General features: G+C 59.8%; 14 protein-coding genes. 4 read left to right on the top strand and 10 right to left on the bottom strand.

Translation table 11 applies throughout. The annotated features are described in order from the left end of the window. Positions 1-14: 14 nt before the first annotated feature. From AC1EJZ_RS07690 to AC1EJZ_RS07680, 3 genes are all read right to left on the bottom strand, one after another. Positions 15-506: a hypothetical protein gene (locus AC1EJZ_RS07690; RefSeq protein ID WP_480294451.1), complete on the bottom strand. Its 492-nt coding sequence runs from the start codon at positions 504-506 to the stop codon at positions 15-17. Between the two features lie 139 nt (positions 507-645). Next, positions 646-930: a WXG100 family type VII secretion target gene (locus AC1EJZ_RS07685; protein ID WP_058237776.1), complete on the bottom strand. Its 285-nt coding sequence runs from the start codon at positions 928-930 to the stop codon at positions 646-648. A 15-nt stretch (positions 931-945) separates the two neighbouring features. Continuing rightward, positions 946-1,260, bottom strand: coding sequence for a WXG100 family type VII secretion target (locus AC1EJZ_RS07680; protein WP_058237775.1), 315 nt, complete (start codon positions 1,258-1,260; stop codon positions 946-948). 379 nt (positions 1,261-1,639) lie between these two features. Between AC1EJZ_RS07680 and AC1EJZ_RS07675 the strand changes: the two genes are divergently transcribed. From AC1EJZ_RS07675 to AC1EJZ_RS07665, 3 genes are read left to right on the top strand one after another with little or no spacing between them, the layout of a single operon-like run. Continuing rightward, on the top strand, positions 1,640-2,959 hold the full coding sequence (locus tag AC1EJZ_RS07675; RefSeq protein WP_058237774.1) for an EsaB/YukD family protein: 1,320 nt from the start codon (positions 1,640-1,642) through the stop codon (positions 2,957-2,959). After that, positions 2,959-4,371 (top strand): type VII secretion protein EccB, encoded by a 1,413-nt coding sequence (eccB, locus tag AC1EJZ_RS07670; RefSeq protein WP_058237773.1) that lies wholly within the window; start codon positions 2,959-2,961, stop codon positions 4,369-4,371. Before AC1EJZ_RS07675 ends, eccB begins: the two co-directional genes overlap by 1 nt. Further along, positions 4,368-5,762 (top strand): S8 family serine peptidase, encoded by a 1,395-nt coding sequence (locus AC1EJZ_RS07665; RefSeq protein ID WP_058237772.1) that lies wholly within the window; start codon positions 4,368-4,370, stop codon positions 5,760-5,762. The genes eccB and AC1EJZ_RS07665 overlap by 4 nt, the downstream gene beginning before the upstream one ends. Positions 5,763-5,824: 62 nt before the next feature. On the opposite strand, the gene AC1EJZ_RS07660 is transcribed toward AC1EJZ_RS07665, so the two are convergent. The 6 genes from AC1EJZ_RS07660 to AC1EJZ_RS07635 all read right to left on the bottom strand — a co-directional run bounded on the left by AC1EJZ_RS07660 (position 5,825) and on the right by AC1EJZ_RS07635 (position 20,802). Next, positions 5,825-7,594, bottom strand: coding sequence for a serine/threonine-protein kinase (locus tag AC1EJZ_RS07660; protein ID WP_480294449.1), 1,770 nt, complete (start codon positions 7,592-7,594; stop codon positions 5,825-5,827). Further along, positions 7,591-10,251, bottom strand: a complete 2,661-nt coding sequence (locus AC1EJZ_RS07655) for a transglutaminase TgpA family protein (protein WP_058237770.1) — start codon at positions 10,249-10,251, stop codon at positions 7,591-7,593. Before AC1EJZ_RS07655 ends, AC1EJZ_RS07660 begins: the two co-directional genes overlap by 4 nt. After that, the gene (locus tag AC1EJZ_RS07650) at positions 10,248-11,459 is read right to left on the bottom strand and encodes a DUF58 domain-containing protein (RefSeq protein WP_058237769.1); all 1,212 of its coding nucleotides are present in this window, start codon (positions 11,457-11,459) and stop codon (positions 10,248-10,250) included. Before AC1EJZ_RS07650 ends, AC1EJZ_RS07655 begins: the two co-directional genes overlap by 4 nt. Further along, positions 11,460-12,425, bottom strand: coding sequence for an AAA family ATPase (locus AC1EJZ_RS07645; RefSeq protein ID WP_058237768.1), 966 nt, complete (start codon positions 12,423-12,425; stop codon positions 11,460-11,462). Between the two features lie 111 nt (positions 12,426-12,536). After that, positions 12,537-18,764 carry an Ig-like domain-containing protein gene (locus AC1EJZ_RS07640; RefSeq protein ID WP_480294446.1) on the bottom strand — a complete coding sequence of 2,076 codons (6,228 nt, stop codon included), beginning with the start codon at positions 18,762-18,764 and terminating at the stop codon, positions 12,537-12,539. Positions 18,765-19,086: 322 nt separating this feature from the next. Then, the gene (locus AC1EJZ_RS07635; protein WP_480294445.1) at positions 19,087-20,802 is read right to left on the bottom strand and encodes a glycoside hydrolase family 13 protein; all 1,716 of its coding nucleotides are present in this window, start codon (positions 20,800-20,802) and stop codon (positions 19,087-19,089) included. A gap of 133 nt (positions 20,803-20,935) precedes the next feature. Here AC1EJZ_RS07635 and AC1EJZ_RS07630 point away from each other — a divergent pair, with 133 nt between their 5' ends. Next, positions 20,936-21,085, top strand: coding sequence for a hypothetical protein (locus AC1EJZ_RS07630; protein ID WP_480294444.1), 150 nt, complete (start codon positions 20,936-20,938; stop codon positions 21,083-21,085). 43 nt (positions 21,086-21,128) lie between these two features. Here the strand turns inward: AC1EJZ_RS07630 and AC1EJZ_RS07625 are convergent, their stop codons facing one another. Then, the gene (locus AC1EJZ_RS07625; protein WP_480289752.1) at positions 21,129-23,594 is read right to left on the bottom strand and encodes an ATP-dependent Clp protease ATP-binding subunit; all 2,466 of its coding nucleotides are present in this window, start codon (positions 23,592-23,594) and stop codon (positions 21,129-21,131) included. Positions 23,595-23,660: the final 66 nt, after the last annotated feature.

Below are 23,660 nucleotides of genomic sequence, written 5' to 3'. Positions count from 1 at the left end.
AATCTCTCAGGGGCTTACTCGGGGTCTTCGGACTCCGAATTCCTGCGCTCGTTTCCATCTTCGGATTCCGAGTTCGTACGCTCGGTCGCGCCTTCTGAGCCCTGCTCACTCGTATCTGCCTCTTCGCCGCTTTGCTCGCGAAGGCGTTCCTGCTCCTGCGGGCGCTCGGCATTTCGGGCAGATTCTGCTTCCTTGACCTTCAACTCTGCTTCAGAGTCCGTATCGGAGCGTATGAATGCATTGATCGCATCGTCAACACCACCGGAGAAGGCAGTCAAGTCTGAATGAAGCAGATCGATGAGGACCTCCAGTTCATTCAAATTTTCAACGAGACGCTCACGGAACATCACCGCTCCGCTTTCAACTCCCCACTTCGCGCTGGTCTCACCCCTGGCAATGCTGCCAGTAAAAGTCTTCGCCGCTGTAACGTGAGTCAACCCGTCGTGGCGCAGCTTATTCAGCTCCGTCCGCGCAGCATCAACATCTACTTCCCAGCCTCCAGACACTGTTTCTCCTCTACACCTGTCGTGGTCGAACGATCGTTGTGTCCATGTCGTGAATCAGATCGAAATAGTGAACCGGCGAAAGGGACGCTGCCGCGAGAAACCGCCTGCAGCGTCCCTTTCGACAAGCACAAGGCTCAGACTACTGGAACAGTCCTGCGTTGTGGTGGTCAGTTGAGTTGTAATCCTGGTTAGCCTGCTCAACGAGAACGCTGATGCGAGCCAGGACGTCACGCATACCGGTCATGCCCTCGGTCCACTTTGCCTTGGCAACCTGGTAGGCCTGCTGTGCATCGCCTTCCCAGTTGGTCTGCAGCTGCTGGAGCTCAGAATCCATCTGATCCAAGGTGTTTTGAATGCCGGTAGCACCAGTGTTGATATCTGCTGAGGCGGTTGACAGAGCCCCGTAGTTTACTTTCAGATCCATTTCAGCTTAGTCCTCTCACATTCCAAGACGGCCGGCGACGGAGTTCATCGCAGCCTGGTGGTCGGCATCGGTCGTGTCGTAAGCCTGCTGCGATGAACGCAGGTTGGCTTCGAATTCGTTCAACGCACTGGTGATCTTGCGTGCATCCTCATCCCACTGAACCATCAGCTGCTGGAAAGCGGTAGATGCGTTGCCGACCCACTGTGAGCCGATGCTTGAAAGGTTGGAGCGCAAGGTGCTCAGGCGGCCCTCAAGATCCTGACGTGTAGAAGAAACAGTTTGAGCGCCTTTGAGGATTGCACCCTCTGCGGCGGAAACCTGTCCAGCCATGTTTTATCCTCCATAATCGGTAGGCTGCCGAGCACTCACTTCGAACACTCGGGAGATGACACACTTACTGAAACATACCCGCCCCCCGTTTGGCAATAGTCTGAAGTAAACTGTAAACGTTTCGTCACCGACGTGTTACTTGAAAGAATCGGCAAAAAAATCGAGATTTTTGCCCGTTTACGCTCGAAAGAAACGGTAGTTAACGCTGGTCGTCCGCGGATTCGCAGTATGCGGGGTGTTCACCCATCGAACCGTCAGCATGCCCTTCACGGTTTCCCTCTTTCATACTTATTGTTTGTTGATGTTCCAATAAATGAAATACCGTTTAGTCTTAGATGGGGCCCGAATTCCACGGGCGACGCATCCGAGAGGACCGTTCATGCCACAGAGCGTCAAATCACGCACCGGAACACTCATGCCAATCTCCGTCATGTGCGCTGGTCAAAAGCTCGATATGTCCGTACCGTCATCGTTGATCGTGGCGGAGCTGCTGCCGGGCATGGTTGAAGCACTTGGCCGCCTCGATCCAGAAACGGCAACTCAGGGATACCGACTCCTGACTCCGTCAGGGCGCGTACTCGACCATTCTCAAACCCTGCGCGCCCAACACGTCACTCCCGGCACACTTCTTACCCTTGAGTCCGAGGGTGGCAGCACAGTAGACCAGCGCTATGACGATCTGGTTGAAGCTATCGGCACATCCGTCAACAAACATCAGGACGCATGGACCAAAGGCGACAGTGCACAGTTGTCATCACACTGCGGAGTCATCCTGATCCTGACTGCCGCGGTGCTGCTCGCAATTCGCGGTGGACACACGATGGCCACCGCCATCATCGCAGCTGTCGGAGCCGCCCTCGTGTGCGCCACTGCAGCGATCGTGGCACGAGGAAGCAGCACTGCAGGAGCCGTTTCGCTCAGCTTGACCGTTCCCGTTCTTCTTGGTGTCGCAGGATTTGCCCTCATCGCTGATGGGAACCTGGCGCACTGTTTCATGGCCATCGGCGTCGGCATCATGTTCGGCTCCCTTGCCACGATGGTGCTTCCCCCGGGGTTACGCATCATTGCCGGCGGCCCATTGCTCGCAGGATTTTCGTATATGGTCGTCGGCGCACTGACTGCCTACGCCACAGTTTCGCTGCAACGGTCAGCGACGGTGGTGGTGGCCCTCCTGACGCTGGTCGTGCTGTCGACTCCGTGGATCGGGCTGGCACAGATGCCCTCGCGGATTCCCGCTCTTAACATCCAATCAACAGAGTCATTCTCAGGTGCAGCAGTCGATGAACAGGTAGTGACCGGACAGGCGCTGGCTTTATCAGTGAAGATCGCATCGTTCATGGTGATCATTACCTGCGTTCCGATGGTGGTTGCGACCGTCGAGGGTGTCCTGCTCATGGCATGCGTGGGGGCGGCATTCATGCTGGGGACGCGGTCGCTTCACGGCCGAATTGACGTCTTTATCGGGGTTGTCGCCGGCATGTTGATCACGCTCGCCACCGGGATTCTGGCAACTCTGGCGGTATCGTGGCTGCTTCCCTGGACGGTAGGCCTGACGGTCCTGGTCGCGATCCTGATCCTGGCGGCCAACGTCGTTAATTCGCGGCTGCGCCCGTGGCTCACTCGCCTGGCAGATGGAGCCAACGTCATCGCTCTGATCGCGATCATTCCGTTGACGTGCCTGGTGTGGGGGATCATTTAATGGCTTCCAATAAAGATATTCTCAATGCGCAACGGTTTAATCGCCGCCGACTCGTCACGGCGTTCATCTCCGGCACGCCTGGAGGCCGGGAACTGGAATCCAAATCGTTCGTGCCGCCCCTGATCGGCGGGATCGTCATTTCACTGCTGATGCTCGGCATTGCCTTCGCGATGGGAAAGTTCTCCCCCACCCTGCCGGATAACTGGCAGAACAACACGCTGATTATCGTCAAGGGAACAGGTGCGCGCTACTACTCCGTTCAAGGAGTGCTGCACCCGATCTACAATGTCACCTCAGCGCGTATGCGCACCCCGGCTGGCTCTCTGCAGACCGTTTCCGTGGGAGAAAAAGTGATCGCGGGTATTCCTCGCGGCGATGCGATCGGAGAACCTGAAGCACCCGATAATGTCCCCGCTCCCGCCGACCTGAAAGCAACCGAGTGGAACGCATGCGTCATGGAAAACGCCTCGACCCACACATGGGTGTCAATCCGACCCGACGGCCTCGAACCCGTGACGACAACGCTGGTCAAACAGGGCGACACCCTCTACGTCATTGCAGAGAATGTGCGTCACCGCATCGAACCCGAACATCTCGAAGTCCTTAAGAACACCCTCAACATCAACGATTCACCTGTCTTTGACGTGCCGGCTGACTGGCTCAATCTCTTCAATAACGGCACACCATTCACCCCCATCAGTCTCGACAACAGCGGTACGCCCGTCAGCGGGATGCCCTCGTCCGTCCACGATGCCGTCGTCGGCACGATCATCAACGTCAAATTTCCCGAGGGAGACCACCACTACCTCGTCATAGGCGATGGTCAGCTGGTCCAGCTCTCCGACGTGTCGTATGCAATGTACCAGGCCTCTTCCACCGGCAACCCGTACACAATTGACCCACCGACAGTGTCCGTCGGTGAAATAGCCAATATTCATGTCGTCACTGAAGGCGGTCCTGTTCCTGCGGACTGGCCTGACACCCTCGGCACGATTACCAATGAGCAGGCTCGGCCGTGTGCTCACCTCGACGTCAGTGACATCGAGAAAGGAAGCGTCCTGTCAGCCATACCCGCTGATTCACCAGATCTGGCATCCGCACAGTCGGGTATGGGCACGTCCGCCTCCCCCGCGGCCTCGAATTCTCCTCACCCGCCGGCCGTGGGGTCAACATCCGTTCTGGGCGGAAGCGGTGTTCTGGCACGTTCCACTTCCGGCGGCTCCCTGGGTGCCGTCATGCTGATCTCTGATACAGGTCTGTCGCACGGTCTGGGCCTGAACTACTCCGAAGCCATGCAGCGATTGGGGTATGACGAAAATTCCATTACGCCGATTCCCGGGCCGTGGATCGCGCTGATCCCTGAAGGCATCGACCTCAAACCCATCGATCCTGCCACAGGTTCAGCCTCATGAGCGAACAACGGACACACATTGTCAGGTGGGCACACACCGCCCTCCTGACATGCGTATGCGCCCTGCTTCCACTGTCGCTCCTCCCTCATGCATCTCACGCTCAAGCCCCGGTTGGCACTTCTCACAGCCAGCCTGCGCGAGTCGATCACCGGGCGCGCATCCCCCTCGCCAATGGGGACGAACCGCAGGCATGCCAGGTAGGCAAGACGCAGTACGTTCCGATTGAACCGCCCGTCTTTGAACGACTGGGAATCCAGCAGGCGTGGGAACTGTCCACCGGCGGAGTGCTCGTCGCTGTTGTGGACTCAGGGGTGAGCAGCGCTAATGAGCACCTGAAGGAAGCTGTTCAGCCAGGAACCGATTTTGTTGATTCGGGTGGCGATGGGCGCACCGATGTCGACGGACACGGTACGGCGGTCGCCGGTCAGATCGCGTCGCGGCCAGTTGAGGGATCCGGACTGGTCGGCATCGCCAAGTCAGCACAGATTCTGCCTGTGCGCGTATATGCTTCCACGCGACCCGAGGATACCGACAATGGGCGCGGTCCGAACGTGAAGCGCACAGCAGCGGGCATACGGTGGGCGGCCGATCACGGTGCCAAAATCATTGCTGTTCCGGCATCGTCACCGTCTGACCATGCTGAGTTGGCTCAGGCAGTCGCCTATGCTACGAACGCCGGTGCGCTCATTGTCGCCTCGGCGGGTAACGCCGATCCGAACGGGGAAAATTCAGGGGTACGTTTTCCTGCCAACTATGAGCAGGTGCTCTCAGTCAGTGCGGTAACGCTTCAGGGACAGCCTTCTGACAGCGTCGTGCACGGCATTCACGTGGAAGTGGCAGCTCCCGGTTCCGATGTGCTGACCACGTTCCTCCAGTGGGGTGATTGTGTCCTGTCAGGCGAGCAGCCCTCCACGTCGTACTCAACGGGGTACGTCGCCGGCATTGCCGCCCTCGTCGCTGCTGCTCATCCAGAGGAGACTCCTGCTGACTGGAAGTACAGGATTCTTGCAACAGCATTACGCTCCACGCCCTCTGAACGCAATGAGATTGTCGGGTGGGGAATTGTTGCACCCAAGGATGCGATCAACTTCGTGAACGACGGTACGCAGGATGGTCCGCCTAACCCTCGCTACCAGCGGGCAGACCGGCCGATTCCTCCACCTGTGCGCCTGGTCAAGCCCGAAGAGGATCTGACAAAAAGCCGCACGCAATACCTGACAATCGCTGCAGGCATCGGGGTGGCTGTGCTTCTCGGAAGCCTCGTGGCTGCCACACTGATCGATCAGCGCCGACAAACCAGGAAACGTGCCAGGAAGAGCTCCGTGACGACACGCCACGTGTCGAACCCGTTTTCACCTCGCGTTCCGCGCACTGAGTCAGGTCAAAAGTAGGGAGGTCTCAGCGGGGCATCCGGCCAGCGTGGCATCCGGCGCGGACGAGGCGGCAGAACGTCCTACGGCACATCGACGCAGGCCTTGGCTGAATCGGACTGACGGCCTCCCCTGATGGCGGCTGTCACCTCCAGGCAGTTCTCTCCCGACAATGCGTGCGTATCCAGTGACTGCACCTGAGTCTTGCCCGACTGGTTGAGATTTTCAGGGCCGCTCATCACATAGAAGAATTCGATGACCTGTTCGTCGCCGGATTGGCCGCCAGAATCAGACTGCATGGCGCTGTCCTGCTGGCCTGCATCATCCTGAGCGCCCGACTGGCCGGACGAATCTGCGGACATGTGGTGGCGCCACGACCAGTGGATGACATCGCCGTCGACAACGCCGCTTACTGACGTGGGCGAGGGCGGAGTCTGACCGATGGGGTCCACCGGGGCGGGAGGTGCGGGTGTCGGGTTATTGATCGGGCCTGGCGCAGGTGATGGACCGTTCCACGATATTGTGCCTCCCCCGCCGGTGAGCAGGGCAACCACCAGCCCGGCACACGCCAGCACACACACGCATGCGATGACGATAATGACGGGAAGCGACAGGCGTCGTGCCGGCCGCACGGTATCGGAGGAAAAAGCCGCGTTCTCGCGTTCAATCTGAGCCAGTCTGTCCTCTTCAGAGACCCATTGGTCGGGCTCGACAGCATACGACTGTGAATCAGCGAAGACAAAGGATTCAGATGCTGCCTGCTCGGACGCATCGTCTCTGGCGTCGCCGCGAGCGGTGCCTGCAGTGTGCCCTCCAGGCACCACTGTGCTCCAGCCGCCGTCCGTTGTTCGTCCCTCTACCGACGTCGTTGCTCGGCGGTTATCTGCACCTGACATCGACGGATCAATGGTGCGAATGGCACGCACCCTGGTCTGATCTGAATCAATAGACGTGTCCTGCACGGCTGTCAGGTCATCGTGCGGCCCGGCGCTGTGAAGCTCCATGCGCGTCATCGGCTGATGCATGACTTCCTGGGCGCGCTGGAACTGCCGGCCCAGCTCTGCTGCTGAGGCAGGGCGTTGGCGTGGATCCACTGACAGCGCCTGACGCAACGCAGCTTCCAATACCTGTGGCACGTCAGAGCGGTTCAGCGAGCCGATGCGCCCTTCCTGGACGCGGCCAGCCACAGCCACGGCCGAATTGTCGCCCACCGGGTCCTCAAAGGGTGAACGCCCAGTCAGGAACGTCCACGCGGTCGTGGCCAGCGCCCAGATATCCATCGAGGGGTGGGCGGGCGTGCCAGACACCTGCTGCTCAGGTGGCGCCCACAGCACCGAGAAGCCGTCAGCGGAATGGGAAGCGGGAGCACCCAACTTGGCGGCAACCCCAAAATCAGTGAGCATCGGGTGACCATATGCATTCATCATGACGTTGGATGGTTTGATATCGCGGTGGACGTATCCTGCCCGGTGCACCATTTCCGCTGCGCCGCACAGCTGGATCATGACGTCCAGGGCACGCCGCACGGACATCGGTTGGGAACGCACCTGTTGCAACACATTGGTCACGGGACAGTACTCCATGATCAGGTAGGAATCTCCCTGAGCAGTGGTGCCCACGTCATACAGTGATGGGATCGACGGGTGAGCCGATGTCGCCGCCATCGCATCAGCTTCCCGGATCACTGCCTCGTCTGCGTCAGTGCCTTCATGGTTGCGCGCCACTTTGACGGCAACGTCGCGCGAGGGAACATGCTGCTGGTAGAGGTAGACATCCGCAAAGCCACCGTGACCCAATGCGCGTCTGAACGTGTATCCCTCAAGCTGTGGGCATTGGTTGTTCTGACTTGTCATGGTCTTCCTTTAGGTGAGGACGTGCGGACAGAATGATCGGAGTGTGCCTTTTGACGATGATCGCGGCGCGAGCGCCGTTTCCAGAAGCGCCACCGGGGTTCTGTGCGGGGCTTTTCGGCATGGGTGGAGCCTCCGCGGCGGTGCCGGTGCCGCCTCAGCGACCTGACGGACAGCGCGGTCAGTGCCCGCTGGAACCAGGACTGCCTGGATCGCAGTTCTGCCTTCAACTGCGAATAGTAACCCCAGGCTCGGTTGGCATCATCCTTCGTCACGACGTCCTGTCCAAACTGCGCGCGGTCGGCAATAGATGCCAGGAGCACCGTCGCCGGTGCTGTCTGCCCGGCAACGCGCCAGTCAGCTGACGCTTCCGTCGACTCATCAACGACAGGCGAGGGCGACTCTGTGTCCTCGTGAGTGTCCTGCCACACGCTGTCCGCAAGGCTCCACGCTGCTTCTGCACGTGTCATGTCGCGAGGAAGCCGGGTTCCGGCATCAGCCGCAAGATCGACCGTCTGGTTCCATGAGCCTTCCACTGATGGCAGCGGAGAACTGTGACGCCGCTTGTAGAGGCGTCGAGCCTTCCACAGCAGAATTGCTGCAATTGGCACGATGATGAGCAACGCTATACCGACCGAGGTGAGGATCACGCCCCATGGGACAGGGACAGGTGCTTCCGAATCGGATGGCGTGTTCTTCTCTGTTATCGCCGGCGGAAGCTCCGGTGGCTCTTCCGGCGGATTCGGTGGCTGCAGAACCTGCGGGCGCGGAGTAGGAGTCGGATCCGGGATCGGATCGGAAAAGATGTTGTCGCGTGGGGGTGTGGGATCAAAAATCGCCCATCCGACATCGACAAATTCAGCCTCCACCCACACGTGCAGATCCGCACCTTTGAGACCAACTGAACGCGCCGGCGCTTCACTGGCCGCATTCCCCTGCAGTTGATCCAGTGCAGCCCCTGTGACGGGGTCACTGGGATAGGCACCCATCACGACGCGCGCCGACATACCCAGAGAGTGCAGCATCAGAGCCATCAGAGTTGCGTACTGTTCGTCATCGCCCACCATCTGATCGTCATCGATCATGCGTGCCAGTCGGTCTGCCCGGTGTCCTGACCGCGAGCTCTTATCCATCCCGTTGGAAAAATACCCGTTCTGCGCCAAGGTACGTTCAATGGCCCGGGCTTTCTTGATCGGAGTCGATTCAATCGCTGACATTGAGACGGCAAGTTCTTTGACACCGTCAGGAACGTTCGTGTCAGGCTGTCCTTCCACCGACACTGCGCCGGCACCTGCGAGTTGCGAATCAGACCAGCGCGGTGGCACATCAGCGACCAGGTGATAGCTCAGATCATCCCCGTCCGACCCGGTGGTCAGCGCAGCGTCTGCCCACCTGTTCCAGTGCAGGCCATCCTGGTATCGCTGCGCCTGGTCGCCTGAAAACTCGATGACTTCGGCCTGACCCATCGTTGGAACCCATGGCCCCATCAGGCCAGACGTTGTCACCCTCGTATCTGCGCGCACTGAACCGATCGGAGAGGGCCACACCGGCAGTTGACTGCCCACTGAAATGTAGCTACCGACAGGGCTTTCCTCAGGATCGGACATGCCGAATGTGATGCCGTTATACGTGTCCATGACTGCCAGGCGCACGCGCGCCCCATGAGGCAGTTGCGACACCGATATCAGCGTCTCGTCACGTTCCTCGGTTGTCAGATGCCGGAAGGCCGCAAGCGGACTGGGATAGTCATGCAGGTCCAGCGGCGGCTCCACAAGATCACGCAGGACTGTGCGTTCATCCCACGATCCGACGTAAAAAGTGACAGGAAATGCGAGCGCGGTCGTACATGCCGTGATGACGAGGGCGACCACAGCCTGCTGCAGCACGTGGGCGCGAACTGGCCGCACCGACCGTGTCGAGGTGTTATGTCCGGTTGTCGTCATGCCTGCCGCACGACGAGCCCGCCGGCCGATGAGGATGTCGAAATCAGAATGGAGGCGCAGATGCTGAACGGACCACATCCACCACATGATGATCGCCAGGAACCACACCATGACTGCCCACACCGGCGGCTGCATGCCGCTGGGGCCCCACGCCACGGCGATGATGCCCATCAGCGCCAACGGAATGGTACCGACAACAACCCAGCCGCGCCGCATGGTCATCACCCCGGTCGCGAATGCGCACAGCAATCCGCAGATCCACGGCATAACCGACGGGCCGACATATGATGACGCGGGTGGTGCCAGTGTCAGCAGGTCACGCCACGCGACAACGGGCTGCATGACCAGGAACTGAACGGTGCGCCCGGTGGGAATGACGTGTGCGTACAGCGTCTCAGGTAGTGAGCCGATACCGCCGAGCAGCAGGTGCGTCGCGAACAGTGCCGCCACGCTCGTGATCACGTCCCAGCGCCAGTAGGTGCACAGTGCCGCAAGGATCAGACCTGCCGCAACACCGCTACCCGCAGCGCGCAATCCCAGGCCGTGGCCAAACAGTGGTTCGTGCGCTGCAATCACCGGAATGAACAGTACCGCCAAAACGATCCATGACCAGACAGGCAACGGGCTTCGTGTCAGTCGCCCTCGTCCATTACGCACACGAAAACGGCGTGGACGCTGTGCACCTGCAGGCGGGCGGTCGAACGTGTTCGCACTCATCGCAGCCCTCCGCGTGCCAGCATGCGGGGAAGCGACTCCAGTGTCGGACAGGTGGCGACGACTGCTCGTGACGAACTGGATCGAGATGAGGGCGCGTCCGGGTCCACGCGGATCACGCCGACGATGACGTCAACGCTCGGCAGATGGCACAGGCGCGCGATCTCGTCATATGACACGCTTGCCGGAACAATCAGCGTGAGAACGGACGCGTTGGGATACGACGTGAGGACTTCACGCAGACGCTCACTCAGGTCCTGGTCCTCCACTCGCCAGCTTTCTTCAGTGAGTTCATCGAGCATACGGGTCGCTGACAGTGTGGAAACAGGGCGTGACGAGGTTGCCATCGAAACCTGGTGCGACGCGGTGATGCCCGTCAGAGCCAGTGAAGCGGCGATGGACAGCGCCGTCTCAAACGGTTCTTCTTCCCAGTGATCACGCAACGTATCGATGAAAATCACGTGATGGGAGCGGCGGGTTTCCTCAAACTGACGCACAACCAGGCGACCCGTGCGGGCAGTGGTCGGCCAGTGAACGTTTCGCCGGTCATCGCCGGGCTGGTAATCCCGCAACGCATGGAACGACACGTCGGAGGAGGACAGTTTAGCTGTCACCACGCCTTCGATGTCTGCCTGGAAGCCTGTCGCGTCGAAAGGAACGCGCACTGTACGCGGGTGGACGTAGACGCGAATCGGTTTCGTCCATGCTCTGACTCTGCGGAACAGACCCACCGGATCGGAGCGCACTGAACTGGGCGGACCGACCGTGACGATACCGCGCCTGCGGGTGGGAACTGCGAATACTTCCGACCACGAGCTCCTGCCCGCCAGATTAGGGACGACGAACTGGGCGGCACCTGATCCGACCGGCAGTTCAATGACGTGGGAGCGGGACGGTCGGGCATGGTCGTTGCGCACGCGCAGCTCTCCAATGATGGTGCGTCCGGCCACGGTTCGTGTCTGAGGAAGCTCCACGCTGACGATCTGGGGAGCGCGCCCAATGATCCAGATCAGCGCGACGATCAGGGATAATCCGCACGCAACGGCAACGATCCCTGCTTCGCGCCAATGCGCGGTGAAGGCAAGGATAGTCGCCACGATGCCACCACACAGCAGTCCGACACCACTGATGGTGATCGTGGAAATGGCGATGTCCCATGCACGACGTACTCCACCTATGATGGATATTCGACGCTGAGCCTCCTGCGGCATTTAGGCACCCGTGATCGGAGCGGGAACGGAAGTCAGTGCACGCGAGACAACACCGGCCGGCGTTGCGCCAGCGAAAGCGGCGTCCGGATCCACGATGATGCGGTGCTCCCACACAGGTCCTGCGAGCGCTTTCACGTCGTCAGGCAGCACGAAGTGACGTCCCTGTGCTGCGGCCCATACACGTGCGCATCGAGTCATGCCGATGGCGGCTCGCGTGGACACGCCCAACATGGAGGACTCGTCTTCGCGGGTGGCTTCGGCCAGTGCGGCAATGTAGTCCAAAACCGCGCGGTCGGTGTGGTTGTCGGCGGCCATCGCCTGGAACGTGTCGACTTCATGGGCTGAGACGACGGGGTGCAGGTGACGTGACCGGTCCGGTGCAGCCGCGCCGTCAAGGACTTCGATCATGGCTGCACGCGAGGGATACCCCAGTGACGTTTTCATGAGGAATCGGTCCAGTTGCGCTTCAGGCAGCGGGTAGGTGCCGGCCTGTTCGACCGGGTTCTGGGTAGCAATGACCATGAAGGGTTCGCCAGCCGGGTAGGAAACGCCGTCGATCGTCACGTGCGCTTCTTCCATCACTTCCAGCAGAGCCGACTGCGTCTTGGGCGATGCACGGTTGATTTCGTCGGCCAGCACAATCTGGGCGAAGATTGGGCCGCGGTGGAATACCCACTCGTGTTTTTGCTGGTCGTACATGTTCACGCCCGTGATGTCAGAGGGGAGCATGTCAGGTGTGAACTGGATGCGCGAGTGTGACCCGTCAATAGTTGCCGCCAGCGCGCGCGCAAGAGCCGTTTTTCCTGTTCCGGGCGCGTCCTCGAGCAGCAGGTGCCCGCCAGCGAACAGTGTCGTCAACGTCAGTCGAATGGCCTGTTTCTTGTCCAGCACTGCCAGCGAAATCGCGTCGACCAACGCGGCGAACATTTCGGCGAACTCTGTGGCATCGCGTTCATTGAGTGACATACATGCTCCTTACTGTGCGTTGGTTGCTGGCCAGTCGTTGGCAGCTCATTGACGAGGGTGGTTCAGGTACTGCCATGCGTACTATTCCCGTCCAGTTCCACTGCTCACCTGTTATTGTGACGTTTCGCATGTGAGGGTGCCATCCTGTAACCAGTTCTTCATGGTTTCCTGATCTGTCACACGGGTAGGTGCATTCGAGGCATACGGATACCCTAACGTCCTGATTTCGAATCTATACGTCTGGTCATCAGCATCTGACTTAAATTCGCAACGCAATGGCAGAAGACTCAGATCCCACACATCTGCCTGCACCTTGAAAGTATGGCAGTCATCGAACTTGTCTGACATCTCAGCATCGCACTTGGCAGGCATCGGTCTAATGGTGCCCCGTGCCTTGCTGGTGGCCGCAGCCTCAATGCTCTTTTCGATGTTCTCGGCATGAACAACCAACTTGAAGTTTATTGCCTCTCTGGTGTCCACATCGATGTGCCGGCTCGTTTCCGAAACGGGAATGTCCTCGCTCTTTCCGTTGTACTTCACGGTGATCGATGTGATGGGAGCTCCAGCGTTGTGAGTGATGGCCCACGACAGGTCGACTCCGTCCGGCGTACTGGTTGCCGTGAAGCTGTCAATCGTCGGCTGTCCGTATGTCGTCACCACTACTTCTTCAGTCGCTGGCCCGTCGGCGCGGCCGGGAGCAACCTGCCTGAATGTAATCCGTGCCTCCTGGCCGTCAGGCAGTCCCGTGATGGTCTTGCCCTGCAACGGTGTCCACTGACCTGCATTCACCGAATACTGAAGCTCAAGTTCTCCGCGATTGTAACCGTTACCTTTTTTCGTTTCAGCCGTCACCTTCGCGGTACCTGCTTCTCCGGTTGCTGTAACCGTCGGAAGATCGATCACAACCGGCGTCGAGAACACAGTGAAACGCTTGGAATCGACCTTGCGTGACGATCCTGCCGCATTGTCAACCCACACGGTGGCTACCACGCCTTCCTGCGGCTGCGCCTGCAACGTGATTTCCCCAGACAGCTCACCGTTCAACGCGACGTCACCCTTTCCGCCACCGCTCAATGTGACGTGCGCAGCGGTCAGCGGACTGCCGTTGTCCGACTCGACTGCCCAGCTGACACTGACCGCAGCAAGGTTTGGATCATCGGCAGAAGGTGTTGACCGAATGTCCGTGATCGACACCTTCAGAGGCGGCCCAAAGGGCGCGACCTGGGCAGATGGCTCGGATGGTTGTGAGGGTGACGGCGAGGAATTCAATGCCACAACAGAGGCATAGTAGGGCTGACCGTTCGTCAGGTTGGTGAATGTCACTGATGTCGTTGCGCCGTCTACTCGCTGCGTCTGGCCGTCAGAGAGCGTCACTTCGTACGCGGTGATCGGTGACCCTTCATTTGCCGGTGGATTCCACGTCACCGTCACCGACCCGTCGCCAGCAGCAAGCGTCGGGGCGGCAGGCTGGGATGGTTGAACGTCGACCAGGACAGGCTCGGATGCAGGAGACGAATCGGATGCGCCAACATCATTGTGCGCCACGACTGAGAACGAATGCTTCAGGCCGTTCGCCAGACCGCTAAGCGGGCAGGACGCAACATCGCAAGTGAACTCCTGACCGGTCGTGACATCCGTCAAGGTGAAGGAGGTAATAGCAGCACCATTGTCCGCTCCGGGCTGGAACGTCACAGTTGCTCTGCCAGGACCCGTGGCCATCACCGACACGTTGGATGGTGGTTCGGGCCGATCACGCACGACTAACCGCACGTTACCTTCCACGATGCGCCCCGGATCATTGGTGGCATCAATCAGGCGATAGTTGACCGTCATTTGCCCGTGGAAACCAACAGCTGGCGTGATGTGGAGGACTGTGCCCTGCGGATCCACGGTGCCTTCACCGATTTCAATCTGGCTTGACACGATCCGTATCGGCGTTTCCGGGAACGGGTTGATCGTGTACTTCGTCAGATCGATCGTTTCCGTACCGCCAGCGTTCGCAGCGTCGATGAGCGCGTCCGACACCTGAATGAGTGGCCGCGTGGAGGCGACAACCGTCACCGGGATCTCACCGACTACCGGCCCTGACCCGTCATCAACACTGATCGTGACCTGGTCCGTGGTGCCGGTGGCCTGATCAACGCCAGCCTGAAGGGACAGCATATGCCCATCAAGTTTCGCGCTGACAACACGAGAACTCTTCACCAGCGCATACTTGAATCCTTTAGGGTCAGCGTCGTCCGGGTCATCGACCATCGCCGACAGGTCCAACGTGATGGGTTCTTCACCTGCAGCCACACGCGCACTCGTCGGGATGAAAGCCGGTGGCTGGTTCTTCGCTGCCTGCACCACAATCGGCAGGGAGAGCACCGCTGATAAGGCTGATGTATCCGATGCAACACCGTCACGTACTTCAAAGGAAACGGATGTCTTACCGGAAAATTCCGGGTCGGTGTGCAGGGTGAGGCGATGCTGGTCCTCCAGCACGATCTTCGGATCCAGCCCCCATGATGCTTTGAGCCTGGATTCGTCCGTGATCATCGCGGTACGGCCCGCCCTCGTAATGACGTGGTCCCGAATGTCGATGACGACGTCACTGCCGGCCCGTGCCTTGATCGGCAGGTGTGACTGGTCCAGGCGCGGCCTGGTCTGATCGGTTCCCGGAATCGACACCACTGCCGAGGATGAGAGGCCGTCCTGATCGGTAATCGTGTAGACCAAGAGCCGTCGAGTCTCGTATGCCTTCGCTTCAATGATTCCGCCCTTGACTTCAGCGTCGGGAGCGCGTGTGGACACAACCAGGTCTGCGACGGTTCCGTCGGGATCCTCATCGTTTTCCACCACGTTAATCGGCACAATCTCACTGTCAGGCATATCAGCCAGCGCCACAACGTCATCGCGAGCGATCGGAGGCATCAGGGGCGCATCGTTCTTCGCATTGATCGTCAACGTCCCGTTGTCCACACCGCCACGCGAGTCGGTGACCTGGTAGGACATGACGTATGTTCCGGCAGCTTCTGGAACCTCAACCTGGATCCCGGTTCCCACAATTTCAGCTTCGAGGGCGTCGTCCAGCACGCTGAGCGAATCGGGAACCAGCGAGATTGAATCCCCGTCAGGGTCAATGTCGTTGGCTAGAACGTTCACCATGATCGTGCGCCCAGGTTTGACCAACAGAACGTCTTTAACAGCAGTGGGTGGCTGATTACTACCCGCCGGTGGCGCAATACCGACGCGCACACGTGCGGTTGCCTGCTTGCCCTGACGGTCCTCAACGATGTAGGTGAATACGTCCGTGCCGGTGGTCTTGCGCGCAGGCGTGTATTCGATCCAGTCAGTGCCCAATTCAATCGTTCCCTTGGACGGTGCCTGCTCGATACCCACCAGTGTCACGGAATCGCCGTCAGGGTCGATCGTGGACAGTGGGACAGGGATTCGAGTCGTCTGCCCTGACACGGCCCACGCTGTCAGAGGGCGAGGTTGGGGTGCCGCGTTGGCACCTTCGAGGGCGACCACTTCGAACACGACTGTCGATGTCGCCATGTTGCCGACCATGTCGTGCACCGTGTACGACACATGCATCACACCTGGCGTTGTGCCTGCTTCCAAGCGCACCAGGTTACCTGTTACAAAGGGGGTTCCGACCTGCGAGTTTTCCTCGAACTGCAGTTTCGGATCGACTTTCATTGCCAGGCCGGCCGGCGAGCGATCGTTTTCCAGCACGGGGACCGAAGCGACGTCTCCGACACGCACTTTGGCATGGTCGGGCTGCAAAACGGGTGGTTTCTTGTCGTCGAGCGCTCGTGACGGGACGACTGTGATCCGCGCCTGGGCAGTATGGGACCCGTTGGAAACGGAATACTGGAAGCTGACGGCTTCATCGAGGCCGCCAGGTGCCGTGATGCGCAGGAGGTGGCGATCGACCAGTGTGACGCGCAGGCCCAGTTTGTCCGTCGGCTCCACCTGCTGAATGACCAGGACGCCGCCGGCTGGATCGGAATCATTATTCAACGGTGCGGCAAGTGCTTCACCGCCAGCAGGCAGGACAACCAGGTCATCGTCAGCAACGGGGACTGCATTGGAGTCAGCTTCCACCACGTCGATGCGAATGATGCCCAACACGGTCGAAGGGCCATCTGAAATGGTGTAGGTGAACTGGTAGGTACCCGGTGCCTGCGCTTTGAACGTGATGGATCCGAGAGCCAGGTCGGGCGTGAGCTGTGTTCCGGCTGGAGCTTCAGACACACCAACCAGCGTCAGGCCGTCACCGTTGGGATCCGTATCGTTGGTCAGCGGCTCGATCTCGAGGGCTTCGCCGGCTCTCGCCACATAGAAATCGGCGTGCGCAACAGGTGGAATGTTGCCTGGTGGCTGTACGACGATGGGTACGACACCTTGCGTTTCGGCACGCCCGTCAGAGACTACGACGTTCACCTCGTACTGGCCGGGCGCTGCGCCCAGATCCCGGATATTCAGGGTTCCTTCTTCACGGTACTGCACCTGGATACCGTCAGGAGCACTGGCGGACTGCAGGAAGATCGGGTCGCCGTCCGGATCGTTCCAATCCGGCAGCACGTTGTACTCAATGGCAGCTCCCGCTCCCAGTTTCTGCGGGTTCTTGCGGATCTGCACCGGGCCGGCGTTCTGATCCCAGGGGTGCACACTGATCGTCACCGTCGCACTGTCAGATGCCTGCCCGTCGTATGCCTCGTACACAAAAGTGGTGCTGCCCGACGCATCATCGGGCACGTCCGTCATCTGCAACGCCTGGCCGCCACGCGTCGGCATCACCGCTCCGATCTGAGGCTGGCTGATCGGTCTGGCTGTCAAAACATCACCATCGATGTCCGTGTCATTTTGCAGTACAGGCAGCGTGGTGGCTCGGCCTGGCCTGACACCGAACTCATCATCAACGGCGTCAGGTGGAGTGTTCTTGTCCTTGCGCTGAGGGTCGATAATTTCGTCGGTGTATTCAGGCGATTCCTCTTCTTCTTTTTCCTTGTCGATCTCCTGGTCGATCTCATCCCAGTCATCCATGAACGCCATGTTCATGTCGGGCAGCCAGATGCCACCCTCGTTAATTTCGTTGAGGACGATGAGCTTACGGTTGGTTCTAAACGAGATGTTGCGCGCAGACTTAAGGGTGTCAACATTCATCGACGTGTCATTGGCCGCGTCGTCACACAGACGCACATAGGAGCCCGAGCCTGCCCACGCGCCGTACGAGCATCCTTCGTGTCGTGTGGGAGCCGCCGGCTTTCCTGAACGGTTCTGCTCATTCGCGGGGGTGATCGTCACGGGATCGCCGTTGAGGGGAACGCTGATCAGGGAATTCGGGTTGGCCAGTAATACCGCGTCATGGTCGGGGCCGGGATTTTGCAAGATGGCATCTGTTGGGACGCCTTCATCGGACAGGGATCGTGCGGACCCGTCAGGGAGGAACAGCGTGTTGGTTGACTGGTCGAAGGCGACTGGTTGTTCACCGACCGCCGTGATCTGCAGCAATGCGTCGGCGCGCATATCAGGGATGTCGACACTGTGTTTCTGATCGACATAGCCGCGGCGCGTGACTGTCACGAACTGGCCGGTTGCTGCCGACACCGCCATGACGGTTCCATTGACGCTGGTTGTCACCACACCTGAGGTAAGGCCTGTTTCGATCGCGCTGTCGTCTCCCATCGGCACGGTCGAGGGCTCGGATGCCGGCAGGACCCACAGGTTTCCTTCCGCGCCGTCCAGCACACCGATCCGTTCTCCGCCTTGCACTGCCTGGGCGCGTTCAGTCAGCGACGTTGTGGCACCCATGCGCACGCCGGCCACGTCGATAGGGGCGATCGAGTTGGTGCTCTCATCAGAAAACGTGACGGTATCTGCTGCCTGGCCGATGTCGAATTGGGCGGCGTCTGTGCGCAATGCGGCATCGAGGCGCCGAGTCTGGTAGTTGAGGTGACCGACCAGTTGGCGCGAGGAGTTTGTCACCCATATGCCACCGTCATTCACGTCGATCTGGGATGTTGGCACGCCCGGATGAAGCAGCGCCAGCGTGGTGACAATCAGGCAGAACACCAACACGATAATGGCTGGGATTTTGCGTCGATTTTTCGCGAGTTGCTTCTTGAGTTGTCGTCCCCGTCGACTCAGGTGAAGCCGACGCGACAGCGTGTTACCGCCCTGATTGGCGGGCGAGTACTCGTCGCCGGGAGGCATCGGGGGTGCAGAAAGAAAAGGGGAAATGTTGTTGCCGTTCACTGACTTGGATCCGGTAGCGGGTTGGGTGCCTGATTCGGATTGCCCAACGGGTTCAGGTCGACTCTGCGGAAAATCAGACGTCGTCCTCACTCTCGCCTCCTTCATCACGGTCTCATTGAAACAATGATCAGCATGTGACGGCTCTGCGCATCAGATGATCCACCTGGCGGCGGGCAGGCTCACATCCTCTCAAAGAAGTGGAGTCGCATACGCAGAAACAACTGCAACCGCAGTAAGTCTGACACGAAAATCCGGATAAAGACAGAGGCAGGCGAAAAATCGTTCCTATTTCTCACGTGTATCGCGCTCAGTTGTCGGTTCCTACGCGGGCGAGGGATGGAGTCCCCACGACCCGGGCAGAGGCGCCGACAATGCGACGCTTCTGCGCGGGCACGAGGGGGTTCACGGTAGCTTAGCTGCGCGGTGCGCACCAGATGGTTGTCTCACCAGGCAGGACACCGTCGGTCAGCGGCTCACTGGTCAGGATGGCTGTGCTGGTGTCGAATGGGATCGGCTCGGTGCTGAAGTTCGTGATCACGTCCCAGCCACCGGGACGGCGCAGATGCAGCACCTGGTCGCTGTGCGGTGCCTCGATGCTGTCGTCGACCCATTCCATTTCTTCGGCGCCCTGCAGTGTGCGGCGCAGATGCAGTGCACGCCGGTACAGAGACAGCGTCGAGTCTTCGCGGGCAGATTCCACGTCGACTGCGCTGTCTGCGAACCATGAGGGTTGCGGCAGGTGGGCCGGTCCTCCAAATCCGAAGTTCGCGGCGTCATGGACCCACGGCAAGGGGACGCGGCAGCCGTCGCGACCGATTTCTTTCTGATTGGTGCGGAAGAACGTCGGGTCCTGACGCTGATCGGCCGGGATTTCCGCCACTTCATGCAAGCCGAGCTCTTCACCTTGATAGATGTAGGACGATCCGGGCAGTGCCAGCATGAGCATGGTGGCGGCGCGCGCACGACGCAATCCCTGTTCACGATGAAGCTCCGGCTCGGTACCACCTGTCAGCAGCCAGTCCTGACCCACCGGCTTGTCGGGCCTCGGACCATGAGTGCGCACTGCATCGGGCAGGCCGTAGCGCGTGGCATGGCGGACAACATCGTGGTTCGACAACACCCATGTGCTCGAGGAACCTGACGAACTGGCCAGCTCCAAATTGTCGGTGATAATCGTGCGGAACTGGTCGGCGTTGAAGTCGGCTTCAAGCAGGTCGAAGTTGAAGGACTGTCCCAGGCTGTTCGGGTTTGCGTACCGAGGCACCCGGTCAGGATTCACCCACGCCTCGGCAACCGCTGTGCGCGGCGGATCGTAGGAGTTGAAGACCTCACGCCAGGTAGCGTAAATGTCCTGAACCTCGTCGCGGTCAAAGATGCGGTGGTGTCCATCCATCGGCATAGCGTCGAGTTCTGCCTGGCTGGGCAGCGGTTCGCTGAGGTCTTTCGCCAGTCCGTGGGCGACATCAATGCGGAAACCATCGACACCGCGGTCAGACCAGAAGCGCAGTGTTGTCAGGAAGTCCTCGCGCACATCGGGGTGATCCCAGTTCAGATCCGGCTGCTCGCGGGCAAAGAAGTGGTAGTACCACTGTCCGTCTTCAACCTGTTCCCATGCGGCACCGCCGAACGTGGAGGTCCAGTCCGTCGGGGGCTGCGAGCCGTCAGGGCCTGTGCCTTCACGGAAGATGTAACGTTCACGCGCCGCTGACCCGCGGCCCCCTGCCAGAGCTTCCTGGAACCAGGGGTGCATGCGTGAGGTGTGGTTGGGCACGATGTCAACGATGACGCGGATGCCTCGTCCATGCAGGGCCGCGATCATTTCGTCAAAATCGTCAAGCGTTCCCAGGCGTGGATCCACGTTGCGGTAGTCGGCCACGTCGTATCCGCCGTCAGCCAGCTCGGAAGGATAGAAGGGGCTGAGCCACACAGCATCCACACCGAGGTCAGCCAGGTAGTCTGCCCGTGAGGTCACACCCTTGATGTCACCGAGCCCGTCGCCGTTCGAGTCAGCGAAGCTGCGCGGGTAGATCTGGTACACAACCGCCTGGCGCCACCACAGTGGGTCTGTGCTGAGCGTCGTGTCGGCGTCAACGCGTGCGTGCGACTCGGGCGTAGGTGCTGCAGGCATCAGGGTCTCCTTAGGTTTGGCATCGCAGCAATTATGGCAAAATCTCGTCGGCGCTGTTGGCTGAGATGGGCGTGCGAGAAGGAGATTTATCACCCTCGTGTGCAAGGGCTCAACTGCGTGCAGGAGGGGTCACGTGTGGCAGGAGTTCTTCGGACGCTGCAGGCTGCTTCGTCCCCGCGACGTCGTCTCCGCGCGGCTGAACTTCATTGTCGAGGGTGGCCGTCTGGATGACCGTGACCAGTTGACGCCTGGAGCCGAACTACCGTGGCCGGTTGGCCCCTAACCACGGTAGTCAGCCACTACACGCAGGCCATGCGACCAGGCGATCAGATCCCAGTGAACGTAAATTCACGCTGGTCGCCCTCGCCGGCAACATCGACGGTGACAACCTGACCCGGCATGATCTCACCGAACAGGATCCGCTCGGACAAGGCGTCCTCAATATCGCGCTGGATGGCGCGGCGCAGCGGCCTGGCACCCAGAACAGGGTCGTATCCGCGGTCGGCCAGCAGTTCACGCGCAGCATCGCTGATCTGCAGTTTCATATTCTGGTCCTCCATGCGCTCCGCCAGGCGACCGATCATCAGGTCAACGATCTGCGTGATCTGCTCCTTCGTGAGCGGCGGGAAGACGATGACGTCGTCAACACGGTTGAGGAACTCGGGGCGGAAATGCTGCTTGAGCTCCTCATTCACCTTCGACTTCATGCGCGAGTAGTCGTGCGTGAGGTTGTCGGCGGACTGGAAGCCGGTCAGCACACCCTTGTTGATGTCGCGCGTGCCCAGGTTGGTGGTCATGATGATCACCGTGTTCTTGAAGTCCACCTTGCGTCCCTGTGAATCGGTCAGATGACCTTCTTCCAGGATCTGCAGCAAGGAGTTGAAGATATCGGGGTGAGCCTTTTCAACCTCGTCAAACAGGACGACAGAGAACGGACGGCGACGGACCTTTTCAGTGAGCTGGCCACCCTCGTCGTATCCAACGTACCCGGGAGGTGCACCGAACAGGCGTGATGCCGTGTGCTTCTCGGAGAACTCGCTCATATCTATCTGGATCAGCGCATCTTCATCACCGAACAGGAACTCCGCGAGAGCCTTGGCCAGCTCAGTCTTACCGACACCGGTCGGTCCGGCAAAAATGAACGAGCCACCCGGACGCTTCGGATCTTTCAGGCCGGAACGTGTGCGTCGGATAGATTGCGATAGTGCTTTGACAGCCTCTTCCTGGCCGATGACGCGCTTATGCAGCTCATCTTCCATCTTCAGCAGCTTGGCCGATTCGGTCTGAGTCAGCTTCACCACCGGGATGCCGGTCGACATGGCGAGCACTTCAGCGATTTCCTCTTCAGTGACCTCCGCGATTTCTTCGCGTTCGCCACCCTTCCACGCATCTTCCTTCTCGCGACGTTCCTCGCCCAGTTTCTTTTCCTCATCACGCAGGGAGGCGGCACGCTCAAAGTCCTGATCATCGATCGCGGCTTCCTTGGCCTTGCGCACATCAGCGATCTTCTCGTCGATTTCACGCAACTCGGGCGGTGCCGTCATACGGGCGATGCGCAGGCGGGCACCGGCTTCATCCATCAGGTCAATGGCCTTGTCAGGCAGGAAACGGTCAGAAATGTAGCGGTCTGCCAGCTCGGCTGCGGCGCGGATCGCCTCATCGGTGATGATGACGCGGTGATGCGCCTCGTAGCGGTCACGCAGCCCCTTCAAGATCCCAACTGTCTCATCCACAGAGGGTTCCTCGACACGCACCGGCTGGAAACGACGCTCCAACGCAGCGTCCTTTTCCACGTGCTTGCGGTACTCGTCAAGCGTGGTGGCACCGATGGTCTGGATTTCGCCGCGAGCCAGCATTGGCTTGAGCATCTGAGCGGCATCAATGGAGCCTTCAGCAGCACCGGCGCCGACCAATGTGTGGATCTCATCGATAAACAAGATAATGTCACCGCGCGTGCGGATCTCTTTAAGGACTTTCTTCAAGCGTTCTTCGAAATCGCCGCGATAGCGCGACCCGGCGACCAGGGATCCCATATCCAGTGAGTAAATCTGGCGGTCTTTAATCGTCTCCGGCACGTCGCCATGCACGATCGCCTGAGCCAGGCCTTCGACAACAGCGGTCTTACCGACACCGGGTTCACCGATCAGCACCGGGTTGTTCTTCGTGCGACGCGACAGTACCTGCATGACGCGTTCCATCTCCGTCTTACGACCGATCACCGGATCAAGCTTGCCTTCACGTGCAGCCTGAGTCAGGTTGCGACCGAACTGCTCCAAAATAGCGGAGTTCGTCTGACCGGGGTCGCGCACAGGGTTGCCCGATACGCCCACCGCCTCGCGGTTGTCCCCATCGCTCTGGTAACCCGACAGCAGCTGGATAACGGCTTGACGCACCTGCGACAAGTCAGCTCCCAGCTTCGTCAGCACCTGAGCTGCAACGCCCTCGCCCTCTTTGAGCAAACCGAGCAGCAGGTGCTCAGTGCCAATGTAGTTGTGACCCAACTGCAGTGCTTCACGCAGCGACAGCTCAAAGATTCTCTTGGCACGCGGCGTGAACGGAATGTGACCTTCGACAGGCTTTTCGCCCTCGCCAATAATGTCGATGACCGCTTCACGCACCTGGTCGCGCTCAATGTTCATCATGTCGAGGGCTTTTGCTGCGACGCCCTCGCCCTCGGTAATGAGGCCCAGCAGCAGGTGCTCAGTGCCGATGTAGTTGTGGTTGAGGTTCCTGGCTTCGTCCTGTGCGAGGACGACGACTCGCCGAGCTCGGTCGGTGAACCGTTCGAACATGGCTCCTCCTGATGTTCACGAATGGGATGGCGCAGACACGGGTGCCTGGCGTTTTCAACTGGTTCC

The organism is Pauljensenia sp. C0170B5 (genome assembly GCF_056590195.1).
This window is presented reverse-complemented; position numbering and strand designations above follow the sequence as displayed.